The organism is Actinokineospora alba (genome assembly GCF_004362515.1).
In the GTDB taxonomy this organism is placed as follows: domain Bacteria; phylum Actinomycetota; class Actinomycetes; order Mycobacteriales; family Pseudonocardiaceae; genus Actinokineospora; species Actinokineospora alba.
The window spans coordinates 5,261,616-5,276,456 of record NZ_SNXU01000001.1; the positions used below are offsets into that span (position 1 = coordinate 5,261,616).

Here is a 14,841-nt window from a genome sequence, read left to right on the forward strand (position 1 = left end):
TGTCTGCTCCGCTGTGGAGCGACGTCGGTGCGACCACGAGAACTGACCGCCCGATCACTCCAAGTGGGATTCCGCCGATTCGGTAACGGCTCTCCCGCACCAGGCGACCCACCTCGGAACCCGCTCAGCGGGCGGCGTCGCCGCACGTTGGGCCTTCCCGTCATCGGGGGTGTTCGAGGTGTCCGGTTCACTACGTCGGACCGCGCCGGAGCCCGGAAGCAGGGCCGGGCTCCGAGGCGCGCGGCTGGTCGGTGCCGTGCTCCTCGCCGCGTCCGTGGCGGTGCCCGGTGCTTCGCCCGCGGTGGCCCAGACTCCGGTGGGCGCGGGTGTCGAGGTCGATCCGGCGGTTGTCGAGCAGCTGCGGGCCGATGGGTCCGCCGACTTCTGGGTGGAGTTCGACGCGGCCGCCGATCTGGCCGGTGCGTATGGGATCGCGGACTGGGCCGAGCGTGGGCGGTACGTCGTCGAGCGGCTCAAGGCGACCGCGTCCACCAGCCAGAGCGCTGTCGTCGCCGATCTGCGGACCCGGGCCGTGAAGCACTCCGCGTACTGGGTGTCGAACCGGATCGTGGTGCGGGACGGTACCCAGGCGGTGCTCGACTCGGTTACCGCTCGGGCGGAGGTCCGCAAGGTCGCCGCCACCCGGACTGTGCGGATTCCGCAGCAGGAGCCCGCCGCGAAGGTCGAGCAGGTCGACGCCGTCGAGTGGAACATCGCGAGCGTCAACGCCGACGACGTGTGGGCCGAGTTCGGGGTGCGCGGCGCGGGTGTCGTCGTCGGCAGCATCGACACCGGCGTCCAGTTCGACCACCCGGCCCTCGTGGACAGCTATCGCGGCGCTCGCGGCGACGAGACGTTCGACCACAACTTCGCCTGGTTCGACCCGGACTCGACCTGCGTTCCGCGCGGGCAGCCGTGCGACGACGAGGGCCACGGCACGCACGTCATGGGCAGCGTGGTGGGCGATGGCGGGGCGGGCAACCAGGTCGGTGTCGCGCCTGCCGCGAAGTGGATCACCGCGAAGGCGTGCCGGGCCGACGGCTGCCCGGACCACGCCCTGATCGCCGCGGGCCAGTGGATGCTGGCTCCGACCGACCTGGCCGGACAGAACGCCGATCCGGCGCGGCGGCCGCAGGTGATCAACAACGCCTGGTCGAGTCCGGACGGGACGGACACCTGGTACCAGGAGACGGTCCGGGCGTGGCTGGCGTCCGGCCAGTTCGCGGTCTTCGCCAACGGTGGCAACGGGTTCAACCGGTGCGCCACCGTGGGCGCGCCCGCGAGTTACCCCGAGAGCTACGGTGTCGGCGCGCACAACGTCGACAACGAGTTGGCGTGGGCGTCCGGTTTGGGGCCGTCTCCGATCGATGGGGGCATCAAGCCCAACGTCACCGCCCCCGGTATCGACGTGCGCAGCGCGACGGTCGGTGGCGGCTACGGCTACTCCTCCGGGACGTCGATGGCCGCGGCGCACGTGTCCGGCGCGGTCGCGCTGGTGTTGTCCGCGGCGCCGACGCTCGTCGGCGACGTGCCCGCGACGCGGGCCGCTCTCGACGCGTCCGCTGCCGACGTGGGTGCGCCCGACTTCTTGGGCTGTGGGTCCGCGCCCGGTGCCGACAACTCCTTCGGCGCGGGTCTGCTCGACGCGTTCGCCGCCGTCACCCGGGTCGCGGGCGCCGGTGTCGCCACCGTGAGCGGCAAGCTCACCGACGCGGCCACCGGTGCGCCGATCGGGGGTGCCCGGGTCCTGGCCCGGGGCGGCGAGACCGACGAGGCGCGCACCGCCGCCGACGGCACGTATCACCTGTTCCTGGTCCCCGGCGGCTACGACCTGACCGCTGAGGCCTTCGGCTACGCCGCGGAGACCGCGGCCGTGACCGCTGTCGCCGGGCAGGTCACCCGGCACGACGCGGCGCTCGACCCGGTGCCGCGGGTGCGGCTGTCCGGTGTCGTGACCGATGGCTCCGGGCACGGCTGGCCGCTGCGCGCGAGTGTCGACATCAGCGGGTATCCGGGTGGCCCGGTGTCGACCGACGCGGTCACCGGCGCCTACTCGGTGGAACTCGTCCCTGGCGGCACGCACACCGTCACGGTCGCGGCCGACGGCTACCAGCCGAGCACCCGCGAGGTCACCGTGCCCGCGGGCGACTCCACCCAGGACTTCACCCTGCTCGCCGACGCCACCTGCACCGCGCCCGGCTACCGGCTCCAGCACGGGTTGTTCGAGGCCTTCGACAGCGGCTCCCGGCCCGACGGCTGGACCGTGGTGATCAACGAGGAGGACTTCTTCGACCCCACCGCCCGCGCCTGGCGGTTCAACAACCCCTTTGGGCGCGGCAATCTGACCGGCGGCACGGGGTTGTTCGCCACCGCGGACAGCGACTTCGAGGGCTTCGTCGCGATGGACACCGAGCTGGTCAGCCCACCGGTCGACCTGAGTGCGGTCGACGCCCCGGTGATCCGCTTCCGGCAGGACTTCAGCGCGAACAGCCACGAGATCGCCGAGGTCGACCTGAGCATCGACGGCGGCTCCACCTGGGAGACCGTGTTCAGCCAACCCGGCGACTTCGGCCTGGGCGACCGGCGTGGACCGCGCGTGGAGGAAATCCCCGTCCCCGGCGCGGCGGGTCTGACCGATGTGCGGGTGCGCTTCCACTACTACAACGCGATGTTCGACTGGTGGTGGCAGGTCGACGACGTGCTGGTCGGTGGCGGGCCGTGTGCGCGGGTCGACGGCGGCCTGGTCGTCGGCAAGGTCACGGACGCGGCCACCGGGGTGGCGCTCCCGGCGACGGTCACCAGCGTCGACGACCCGCCGGAGACGACCACCGCGGGCCGCGACGGCCGCTACGCGCTGTTCACCGCCCGCACCGGCGAACGTACCTTTACCGCGTCCCACAACGGTTTCGAGTCGCACACGCGGGCCGTCGACGTGGTCGCGGGGGCGGTCACGCGGGCGGACTTCGCCCTCGGGTCCGGTCACCTGGTGGTGAGCCCGCCGAAGGTCGAGTCGACCGTGGAGGCGAACGGGTCGTCCCGGACGACGCTGACCCTGACCAACGACGGCACCGTCGACGCCCGGTTCACGCTGAGCGAGCGCGACCGCGGGTTCGCTTCGGCCACGACCCCCAACGCCGGTTCCACGCCCGTGCAGCGGGTGCGGGTGCCCGGGCACAACGGCTGGGCAGGCCCGGCCCCGGGCTCGGGTGACGGCAGCGACCCGGCGGCCACTGAGCCGCCGTGGGAGGCCATCGCGGGGTACCCGGGCCGGGTGTACGACACGGCGTCGGCGACCCACGACGGGAAGGTGTACGTCGTCGGCGGCATCCACGGCGCCGATGGCGACAGCATCTTCTCCAACGACCTCTACGTCTACGACCCGGCGGACAACCGCTGGAACGCGAAGGCCGACTTCACCATCGGCCGTGAGGCGCCTGCCGCGGCGTTCATCGGCGACAAGCTCTACGTCGCGGGTGGCTGGGACGATGTGGGGAAGTCCGTGCGGCGACTGGAGATCTACGACCCCACCACCGACACCTGGACGCTCGGCGCCGACGCCCCGGAAGGGCGGACCGCCCCCGGGCTCGCCGCGCTCGACGGCAAGCTGTACCTCATCGCAGGCTGTGTCGACGCCACGTGCTCGTCGCGATCGGAGGTGTTCCGCTACGACCCCGCCGCCAACTCCTGGCAGACCCTCGGCGACTATCCGGAGGCCGTCTCCTTCCTGTCCTGCGGCACGATCGACGGCAGGCTGCACTGCGCGGGCGGCAGCGGTGACACCCCGGTGCCGACGACCGGCACGTACTCCTACGACCCGACGACGGACACCTGGACGCCGGTCGCGCCGATGACCGTGCCCCGGTGGGGCGGGGCGCACGCGGTCGCAAACGGTCAGCTGATCGTGGCGGGCGGGGTGGCGGGCGCTGAACCGTTCGGCGGCGGCTGGTTCTACGAGATCACCAACGAGGTCACCGCCTACGACCCGGTCACCGACACGTGGACCGCGCTGCCCGCCATGGGCAACGCCGTCTACCGGACTTCCGGTGCGTGCGGTTTCTACAAGATCGGTGGCATCGTCGACGTGTTCCCGTCCCCGAAGACGCGGTTGGCCGAGCGGCTGCCCGGCTACGACCAGTGCGGCTCGTCGGACGTGCCCTGGATGGAACTGAGCACCACCACGGGAACGGTCCCGGCCGGTGGGAGCGTGACCGTCGACGTGACGCTGACCGGCAGTGAGCAGCCGGGAACGCTCACGGGCGTCGTCACCGTCACCGAGGACACCCCGCACCAGGTGCCGGCGGTCCCGGTGTCGGTGAGCGTGACCCCGCCCGCGTCGTGGGGCAAGGTCCAGGGCACGGTCACCGGTCTCGGCCACTGCGACACGGCGGGCGCGCCCGCGGTCGGGGCGACGGTCGACGTCGACGGCGCTCAGCGGGACTTCCGGCTGACCACCGGTGCGGACGGGACGTTCGCCGTGTGGATGGACAGCGCCAATGGCCCGGTGTCCGTCACCGCCACCCGCGACGGATTCGTCGCCGCCGCCGCGCCGGGAGTCGCCGTGACCGCGGGGAAGACGACCAAGGCGGACCTCGCGCTGCGGCCCGACCAGGGGTGCGCGGTCGCGGAGCCCGCGCGGCTGGACCTGACCGTCGGCGAAGGCCGTACGGTCGCGGCCGACCTTGTCCTGCGCAACCGCGGCGCCGGTGGCTACGACGCCGCGGTCGCCGAGACACCGTTCCTGCTCGATCCCACTGTGTCGCGCCCGATCCAGGTGCGCGCGTCCGATTCGGCCGGCCTGCCCGGGACCCCGCCGGAGCCGGTGGCGCCGATCCCGTCGTGGTTCGACGGCGCGCGGGTGCCCGGCGGTATCAGCTCCTACGCGCACGCCCAGTGCGACGGCGACCCGGACCGCCTCTACCTGTTCAGCGGGATCAACGCGGGCGGTGTGAGTGCGGACGCCACCTGGCGGTACGACGCCGCGGCGAACAGTTGGGCCGAGTTGGCTCCGCTGCCGCAGGACCTGTGGCCGGAGTCGCGGGAGCGATTCGGGCTGACCAACGCGGCGGCGGTCTGTGAGGCGGGGCAGATCCACCTCATCGGCGGGACCCACAACTTCGTCTACCGCGATGTGCACTTCGTCTACGACATCGCCCGCGACACGTGGACGACCGCGGCGCCCGCGCCGCGTGTGGTGGCCGAAGCGGCCGCGGCCGCGTGGAACGGGCGCGTCTACCTGGTCGGTGGCGCCGATGACCAGGTCCACGGCACGACCGACGAGGTCGACGTCTACGACATCGCGACCGACACGTGGACGACGTCACCCACGCCGATGCCCGTCGCCGCCGAGGGCATGGCGTACGCGCGCGCAGGCAAGTACCTCTACCTCGCGGGCGGCACCGCCGAGGTGGGCTCGCCCGCACCGACCACCACCCAGCGCCTGGACTTGGTGACGGGGGAGTGGACCACGGGTCCGGCGCTGCCCGCGGGCAGGTTCGCCACCGGGCTCGCCGCGACCGACACCGCGCTCTATCTGCTCGGTGGGTTCCAGCTCGGCCGCGGCGCGACCGACAACGTCGAACGGCTGGCCCTCGCCGACTGGCCCGGTGGGTCGTGGACGTCCTTCGACCCGCTGCCGGAGAACAAGCTCGCCCACGCGGGCTTCTGCAGCCAGGCGATCACCGGTGCCGAGATCGTGACCGCGGGCGGGTTCGACACCGGCTCCGTCTCCGAACGGACCCTGGTGCACGGCATCTCGCCGGAACGCTGCCCGACGATCCGCGCGGACGTCCCGTGGTTGTCGGTGTCCCCGGCGGCGGCGGCCGTGCCCGCCGACGACTCGGCCACGCTGCGGGTCACCGTGGACGCCGCGAACCTGGCCGTCGGCGAGCACCAGGCGACTCTGCTGGTGCGCACGACCGACCCTGGGGCGCCTGAACTGCGGGTGCCGATCCGGGTCGCGGTCCAGGCCCTGGCGCCACCTTCGCTGTACCTGTCCGTGGAATCCGGCGGGGCGATCGGGGCGGCCGATGAGGACATCGTCGGTGTCAACCCGGATGGGGTGGTCACTCCTTACTTCGATGGCAGCGACGTGGGTCTCGCGGGTCTCGCCGTGGATGCCTTCGCCCGGTTGCCCGATGGCGCGTTGGCGCTGTCGTTCACCGAACCGGGAACGGTCCCGGGTGTCGGCGCGGTGGACGATTCGGACCTGGTCCGGTTCGTCCCGACCGCGCTGGGCAAGGACACCGAGGGCACGTTCGGGCTGTGGTTCGACGGCAGCGACGTGGCGATGACCACCGACGACGAGGACATCGACGCCGTGGACGTCCTCGCTGACGGTCGCATCGCGCTGTCGACGGTCGGCGATCTGAAGGTCACCGGTATGACCGCGGCCGACGAGGACCTCACCGCGTTCACCCCGACCACGCTCGGGCCGACGACCGCCGGTTCCTACGCGGTGTTGTTCGACGGCAGCGATGTCGGGCTCAGCACCGCTGACGAGGACGTCGACGCGGCCGCGTTCCGCACTGACGGCGTCCTGGTGCTCAGCACCATCGGCGCGCTCGCCGCACCGGGGGTGACCGCGTCCGACGACGACCTGGTGGCGTTCACCCCGACCCTGCTGGGCCGCGACACCACCGGGAGGTTCGCCGCCCTGTTCGACGGCGCCGCCCTGGGGCTCGAACCCGACGACGTCACGGGAGTCGAGGTCCCATGAGACTGGCCCGCCCGCTGGCCCTGCTGACCGCCGCCCTGCTCGGGGTGGTCCCGATGGCCGCGTCGCAACCGCAGTCGCGCACCGACTCGGCGGGGGCGGCGGGCAAGTCCGAGAACGCCGTCACCCCAAGCAAAGGTGAACAGGCCAAAGTGGACCGTTCGGTCTCCGATCGGATCCGGGGCGGCGGCGCCGCGGACTTCTGGGTGCACTTCCGCGGCCAGGCGGACCTGTCGGCGGCGTCGGGCATCAGCGACTGGGCCGAGCGCGGCCGCTACGTCGTCGAGCAGCTCCGGGCGACGGCGAAGTCGAACCAGGCGAGCGCGATCGGGCAGCTCAAGAGCGAGAACGTGCGGCACCGGGAGTTCTGGGCGGTCAACGCCGTCCTCGTGCGCGGCGGCACGGCGCAGACCGTCGAGGCGATGAAGCGGCGGCCCGAGGTGCGGGAGATCCGGGCGCACGCCGTGCACGAGGTGCCCGATCCGGCGCCGGGGACCGCACAGCTGACCGGCCCGGTCGAGTGGGGTATCGCCAACATCAACGCCGACCAGGCGTGGGAGACCTTCGGCACGCGCGGTGAGGGGATCGTGGTCGCCAACATCGACAGCGGGGTCCAGTTCGACCACCCCGCGCTGGTCGGGCAGTACCGCGGTACCAACGGCGACGGCACGTTCAGCCACGACCACAACTGGCATGACCCGTCCGAGGTGTGCGGCGGCGTCGGCTCGTCCCCGTGCGACAACAACGGGCACGGCACCCACACCATGGGCACGATGGTCGGCGACGACGGCGTCGCCAATCATGTCGGCGTCGCGCCGAACGCGCGGTGGATCGCGGCGAAGGGCTGTGAGGAGGCGTCCTGCAGCGAGTTCGCCCTGGTGTCCTCCGGGCAGTGGATGCTCGCGCCGACCGCGGCCGACGGGACGAACCCCGACCCGTCGCGCAGGCCGCACGTGGTGAACAACTCCTGGGGCGGCGGCAGTGGGAACACCTGGTACCAGGAGATCGTCCGGGCGTGGGTCGCCGCGGGGATCTTCCCCGCTTTCGCCAACGGCAACAGTGGATACGGGGTGTGCGGCACCGTCGGCGACCCGGGCAGCTACCCGGAGAGCTACGGCGTCGGCGCCTACGACATCGCCAACGAGATCGCGGAGTTCTCCAGCCTCGGACCGTCCGCTGTGGACGGAAGCGTGAAGCCGGACGCGTCCGCTCCCGGTGTGGACGTGCGCAGCACCGTGCCCGGCGACGGGTACGACACGTTCAGCGGCACGTCCATGGCCACTCCGCACCTGTCGGGCGCGGTGGCGCTGATGCTCTCGGCCGCGCCCGCTCTCGTCGGCGACGTGGAGGCCACGAAGGCGCTGCTCGACAGCAGTGCCCGCGACACCGCCGACTCGGCGGGCTGCGGCGGAACTTTGGGGAACAACAACACTTTCGGCGAAGGCCGGATCGACGTCCTCGCGGCGGTCGACGCCTCGCCTCGGGGCGAGGTCGCGACCCTCACCGGCACCGTCACCGACGCGGTCGGCGCCCCGATCGTGGGTGCCGAGGTGCTCGTCAGCGGTGGCGTCGTACCCCGCCGAACCCGGACCGACACCGCGGGCGGCTACGTGCTGACCCTGTCGGCGGGCACCTACGACGTGACCGCCGGCGCCTATGGGTACGCGGCGGCGTCGAGGGTGATCACCATCGGGCCTGGTGAGACCGGGCGCGCCGACTTCGTTTTGGCGGCGGTGCCGCGCTCGACCCTGCACGGAACCGTTCGGGACGGGTCGGGGCACGGTTGGCCGCTCTACGCGCGGCTCGACATCACGGGCTACCCGGGCGGGCCGGTGTTCACCGACCCGGTCACCGGCGCCTACGCCGTCGAACTCGCCCACGGCGTGGACTACGGGATCACCGTCACCTCGCTGATCGACGGCTACCTCACCGCGTCCCGGCCGCTGGCCCTGCCCGCCGACGAGGCCGTGCAGGACTTCGCGCTGAGCGCGGTGGCGTCCTGCGCGACCCCGGGATACTCCTTCGGCGTCCAAGGCCTCTACGAGTCGTTCGACTCGACGACCGCGCCCGCCGGCTGGCAGGTGGTCGACAACCTCGGCAGTGGGCAGGAGTGGGAGTTCGAGGACTTCGCGTTCCGGCAGAACCGGACCGGCGGCGACGGCGGTTTCGCCATCGTCGACAGCGACCTCGGCGGCGGGCAGCAGGACACCGAACTGATCACCCCCACCGTCGACCTCACCGCCGTGGGCACTCCGTTCATCCAGTTCGACCAGGACCTGCGCGCGTTCGCCGACGAGATCTTCGACGTGGACCTGAGCACCGACGACGGCGTCACCTGGACGACTGTGTGGCGCACCCTGGGGCAGTCCGGCGACGGGTCGCTGCGCGGGCCGAGGCAGGACGTCATCCCGATCCCGGCGGCCGCGGGCCAGGCCGCGGTCAAGGTGCGCTTCCACTACTACGAAGCCGATTTCGCCTGGTGGTGGCAGGTCGACAACGTCCTGGTCGGCCAGTCCGGGTGCGTGCCGATCCCCGGCGGCATGGTCGTCGGCAACGCCACCGACGGCCGCACCGGCGCGCCGGTGAACGACGCCGTGATCACCGGGCCGACGGAGCTGCGGGCGACCACGGTGCCCACCCCGGGCGACGACGCCGTGCCCGACGGCTTCTACGCGCTGTTCGCGCCCGGCTCTGGCACCCAGTCGTTCACCGCGACGAAGAAGCTCTACGGCGCGACCACGCTCGCCGCCGAGGTCGCACCCGATGACGTTGTGCGGCTGGACTTCCCGCTGCGCGCCGGGCACCTGAGCGTCGGGCCGCCCGTGGAGCGCACGGTCGCGATGGGGGAGCGGGTCGAGACCACCCTCACCGTCGCCAACGACGGCACCGCCGACGCCCGCGTCGAACTGACCCCGCGCGCCGGTGGCGTGCGGATCGCCGCCACCGGGGCGGCACCCCGGCGCGTGCCCGCGGCGGTGACGCCCGGCAGGCTCGTCGACACTGCCGCGCCCGCCGCCGCGGCGGCACCCGAGGACGCGCCGTGGGAGGACATCGCCGACCACCCGGTCCGGGTCGCCGACAACGCCGCGGCCACCTTCGACGGCGAGGTCTACTCCGTCGGCGGCTTCAGCCCCGGCATCGGCGGCCTCGACCACCTCTACATCCACGACCCGGTGGCGAACACGTGGCGCCGGGGCGCGGACACCGACGAGATCCGGGACAAGCCCGCGGCCGCGTTCCTCGGCGGGAAGCTGCACGTCGTCGGCGGGTTCGACGACTTCGGTGTCGGCCGCGGGGCCAAGCGGACCATGGAGGTCTACGACCCGGCGACGGACCGCTGGACGGCGGGACCGGACGCGCCGTACGGGTCGGCGGGCGCGGGGTCGGCGGTGCTCGATGGGAAGCTCTACCTCGTCGGCGGCTGCAGCGGCGACTCCTGCCACAGCCAGACGGAGACCGCCCGGTTCGACCCCGTGGCGGGGGCGTGGGAGTCGCTGAGCCCCTACCCGCTGGAAATCGCGTGGACCTCGTGCGCGGGTGACGACCGGCGGAACCGGGTGTACTGCGCGGGCGGGATCGACTTCGACGGCACCACCTCGGCCTACGCCTACGATCCGGAGTCCGACCAGTGGACGCCGATCGCGTCGCTGCCGATCCCGCTGTGGGGCTCGGCGTACGCGGCGGCGAACGGGCAGCTGGCCATCTCCGGCGGCGTCACCGGGAACGACCTCACCAACGAGGGATTCGTCTACGACCCGTTCGCCGACGCCTGGGACCCGTTGCCGCCGTCGAACAACACCACCTACCGAGGTGCGGGGGCCTGCGGGCTCTACCGGATCGGTGGCATCCCCGCCGGGGCGCCCACGGCGGCCAGTGAGGTGCTCCGTGGGTACGGGCACTGCGAGTCCGGCGCGGTGCCGTGGTTGTCGATGGCGCCGAGCACCATGACCGTGCCCGCGGGCGCGAGTGTGGAGGTCACCGTCACGCTGGACGCGGCCCAGGTCGACCAGCCCGGCACGCACACCGCGGCGATCGTGGTCAGCGACGACACCCCGTACACGGTGAGCCCGGTTCCGGTCGCGCTGACCGTCACCCCGCCCGCGTCGTGGGGCAAGCTCACCGGCACCGTGACCGGCCTTGGTCGCTGCGACACCGGTGTGACCGCCCTACGAGAGTCCACAGTGGACATAGACGGGGTGGTGACGGACTTCTCCCTGGAGGCGAACGGTTCCTACGCCGTCTGGATGGACCAGGCCAACGGCCCGGTCACCGTGACGGTGTCGGCGAACGGGCACGTCCGCCAGGTGCGCGCGGGGGTGCCGATCAGCGCCGGTGGTGTGACCGTCGAGGACTTCGCGCTGCGGCTCGACCAAGGCTGCGCGTCGGTCGCCCCCGGCCAGGTGGCCATCGAGGTCGACCAGGACGCGACCGCCACCGCCGACGTGGCGCTGCGCAACGCCGGCGGCGGGGCCTACGGCTTCACCATCGCCGAGACGCCGTTCGTGTTCGAGCCGGTCAGCGGCCCCGGCCCGAACACCATCACGGGCTCCGGCTGGTTCGGCGGCGCGAGCCTGCCCGGCGGCGGACTGCACTACGGGCACGCGCAATGCGACGGCGACGTCGGCCGGTTCTACGTCTTCGGCGGCGTCGACATCCGCAAGGCCGCACGGGACACCGCGTGGCGCTACAACGTCGCCACCAACACCTGGACCGAACTCGCCGCGATCCCGCAGGCCCTGGAAAGCCCGACCGCGGTGTGCGAACTCGGGCAGATCCACCTGCTCGGCGGCAGCGGCACCACCGCGCACTACGTCTACGACATCGCCGCCGACGTGTGGTCGCCCGCCGCGCCGCTGCCCCGCCCGGTCCGCGGCGCGGCGAGCGCGGTGTGGAACGGCAAGATCCACCTCGTCGGCGGCGACGCCGACCTCGCCGCGGGCGGCACGACCGGCCAGGTCGACGTCTACGACCTCACCACCGACACCTGGACCGGCGTCGGCGCGCCCATGCCGGTCCCCGCGGTCGCGGCGGGCGCGCGGCAGGCGGGCCGGTTCCTCTATGTGGTCGGCGGTTGGGACGACGCGTCCCCGGCCACGAACGTCACCGCCGCCCAGCGGCTCGACCTGGCGACCGGCGCGTGGACGACCGGGCCCGCGCTCGCCGCCGCCCCAGCGGACTTCGCGCTCGCCGCCACCGACAAGGCGATCTACGCCATCGGCGGCGACCAGCCCGGCGGCGGGTTCAGCGACGGCAGCGACACCATGTTCCGCCTCGACACCACCGCCTGGCCCGCGGGTGGGTGGACGCCGGACGACCGGCTGCCGCTGCGCATGTCCGGCAACAGCGCCGGATTCTGCACCCTCGGGTTCCTCGGCGGGGAGATCTGGAGCGTCAGCGGCGTCGACCAGTTCCGCACCACCGGGGGCGAGGCGTACCTGCACGACGTCGGCACCGAGCGCTGCGCCACCATGCGCGCCGACGTCCCGTGGCTGTCGGTCGCGCCCGCCACCGGGACCGTCGCCCCCGACGCCACGGTGCCGGTCCGGGTGACGGTGAACGCGACCGGCCTGCTGCCCGGCGAGCACGGCGCGACCCTGCTGATCAGCACCACCGACTCGGGAGCGCCGGAACTGCGGCTGCCGATCCGGGTCACCGTGCGCGCGGCGGCACCCGTGCACCTGTTGTCCCTGGCGGGATCCGGCGTCGCGCGCGGTGTCGGGTACGCCGACGAGGACGTCCTCGGCATCACCGCGGCAGGCAAGGTCGTCCCGTACTTCGACGGCAGCGACGTCGGACTGGGCCCGCTCACAGTGGACGCGTTCGCCAAGCTGCCCGACGGCTCCCTGGTGCTGTCGTTCGCCAAACCCGGCTCCGTGCAAGGCATCGCGGGCAAGGTCGACGACTCCGACCTGGTGCGGTTCGTCCCGACCAGCCTCGGCGCCACGACGGCGGGCACGTTCGAGCTGTGGCTCGACGGCAGCGACGTCGGCCTGAGCACCGACGGCGAGGACCTCGACGCGGTCGACGTCCTCCCGGACGGGCGGGTGGTGCTCTCCACCGAGGGAATCGCCAACGTCACGGGCGTGACCAGCGGCGACCACGACCTCACCGTGTTCACCCCCACCACCCTGGGCGCCACCACCGCGGGCACCTTCGCCCTGCACCTCGACGGCCGCGACATCGGCCTCACCACCACCGACGAAGGCATCGACGCCGCCGCTGTGCGCGCCGACGGGCTGATCGCCCTGAGCACTCTCGGCCCGCTCGCCGTGCCCGGCCTGTCCGCGGCCGACGACGACGTCGTCGGCTTCGTCCCCACCCGACTCGGCCCGGACACCCGGGGAACCTTCGACCCGACACCACTGCTCGACGGCACCGCCTTCGGGCTCGACGCGACCGACGTCACCGCCTTCGACTTCGCCTGACCCGGACCGCCGGGGAATCGGGGCGGTTTCCGGATCGCGTTTGTCGGGCACCCGTGGGGTGGAACGGAGGCCCCCATGTCTGAGCTGCGAGAGCCCACACCACCGCTACCCGACCCGATCGCACCCGACCCCGAGCCAAGCCCACTGCCACCGGAGCCCGACCCCGTGCCGCCGATCCCGGGGCCCGGCCCGACAGTTCCCCCCGTGCCCGGCCCACTATGACCTGCTCCCCGCGGGTGGTTGGGGGGTAGGTGGGGCGGCCAACTCGGCGGCGGGTTCGATCTGGCCGGGACGCTGACCGGCGAGGAACGTCGCGGGGTAGGAGAGTGGAGGAGTGCGGAAGGAACTCTCCTTGACCACCGTCGAAGCGCCGCCTGCCCGGGACCGGCGCTCCGGTCTGCTGATGCTCGCCGTGTTCGCCGCCGCGCAAGTGGTGTGGGTGGTGTCGGCGGTGTTGGTGTTGGTGCCGTTCTCGGTCGGCGACGGGCCGCTGCCGCTGCCCGCCCTGGTGGCCCTGCTGGTCGTGCCCACGGCGTTGGCCGCGGTGGCGGCGGTAGTAGGCACCGCGCTCCTCGGCAGTGGGCCGCGACCGGGGCGTGTCCCACGCGAACTGGCCTTTCGGTGGAGTCCGCGCGACGTCGGGCTGGGAGTCGCGATCGGGGCCGGTGGGCTGGTCGTCACCATTCCCGCGGCGGCGGCGTGGTCGGCATGGGTCGGCGCGGACGAGGCGAACTCCGCGGTAGGTGAGGCTTTCGACGGCCGGACGCTGGCCCCGGCGACCGCGGTGGCGGTGTTCCTGGTCGTCTGGCTGCTCGCCCCGCTCGGCGAGGAGATACTTTTCCGCGGCGTGCTCTGGCGCGCGTTGGAGCACTGGCGGTGGAACCGGTGGGTGATCTTCGCGGTCACCAGCGCGGTGTTCTCCATCGCCCACATGGAATTGCTGCGCACACCGCTGCTGCTGGTCATCTCCATCCCGGTGGGCCTGGCCCGGATGTTCACCGGCAACCTGCTCACCAGCGTCATCGCGCACCAGACGAACAACTTCCTGCCCGCGCTCGCCCTGCTCCTGATCACGACCGGCGCCCTGCCGGTGAACCCCGGTGGATGACTCGCGTGGAGGTATGAGGATGAGGTCGAAACCCTGGTGGCCCGTGGTGGCCGCGTCGGTGACGCTGGTCGTGGCCTGCGGCGCAACCCCGCGAAACGAGCCACCCATCTCAGCCCCGTCAGCCAGCTCAGCCACGACCTCGACAACCACGGCGACCCCGGAGCCCTCGGAGCCCTCGGAGCCCTTGATGACACTGCGGGGCGTCGTGCAGGAGGGGGTGGAAGCGGGGTGCCGGGTGTTGGCTACCGACAGCGGGCAGTACCTGCTGCTCGCCGGTGAGGGCGTGACCGTGCCGATGGGCGTCGAGGTGATCGTCGAGGGCAGGCTCGCCAAGGACCTGGTGAGCTACTGCCAGCAGGGCATTCCCTTCGCGGTGAGCAAGGTCGAACCCGCGTGAGAACGCCCGGAAGGCAGGTGGCCGTCAGCCCTGGGGGTCGTCGGCGCCCCCGAGTGCGTCGTCGACGCTGATCTCGCCGTCCGTGCGGACGTGGTCGTGGTGGGCTCCCGGCTCGTCTTCTCCCGGCTCCTGCGGGACTGTGCTCAGCTCGCTCATGTCACCCAGTGTGCGCCGGTCTTGGCGTTGTCGCGTGCTGGTC

General features: G+C 72.6%; 5 protein-coding genes. 4 read left to right on the forward strand and 1 reads right to left on the reverse strand.

Features of this window, described 5'->3' with window-relative positions; genetic code table 11:
• Positions 1-178 precede the first annotated feature (178 nt).
• From C8E96_RS24240 to C8E96_RS24255, 4 genes are all read left to right on the forward strand, one after another.
• Entirely contained in the window at positions 179-6,715 is a 6,537-nt protein-coding gene (locus C8E96_RS24240; protein WP_166658093.1) for a Kelch repeat-containing protein, read from the forward strand.
• Positions 6,712-13,137: a S8 family serine peptidase gene (locus C8E96_RS24245; RefSeq protein WP_091368439.1), complete on the forward strand. Its 6,426-nt coding sequence runs from the start codon at positions 6,712-6,714 to the stop codon at positions 13,135-13,137. The genes C8E96_RS24240 and C8E96_RS24245 overlap by 4 nt, the downstream gene beginning before the upstream one ends.
• Positions 13,138-13,489: 352 nt before the next feature.
• The gene (locus C8E96_RS24250; protein ID WP_228769586.1) at positions 13,490-14,245 is read left to right on the forward strand and encodes a CPBP family intramembrane glutamic endopeptidase; all 756 of its coding nucleotides are present in this window, start codon (positions 13,490-13,492) and stop codon (positions 14,243-14,245) included.
• A gap of 187 nt (positions 14,246-14,432) precedes the next feature.
• Positions 14,433-14,642, forward strand: coding sequence for a hypothetical protein (locus C8E96_RS24255; protein ID WP_091574800.1), 210 nt, complete (start codon positions 14,433-14,435; stop codon positions 14,640-14,642).
• 24 nt (positions 14,643-14,666) lie between these two features.
• Here C8E96_RS24255 and C8E96_RS34425 read toward each other — a convergent pair whose 3' ends face one another.
• Positions 14,667-14,798, reverse strand: a complete 132-nt coding sequence (locus C8E96_RS34425; protein ID WP_267463819.1) for a hypothetical protein — start codon at positions 14,796-14,798, stop codon at positions 14,667-14,669.
• Positions 14,799-14,841: the final 43 nt, after the last annotated feature.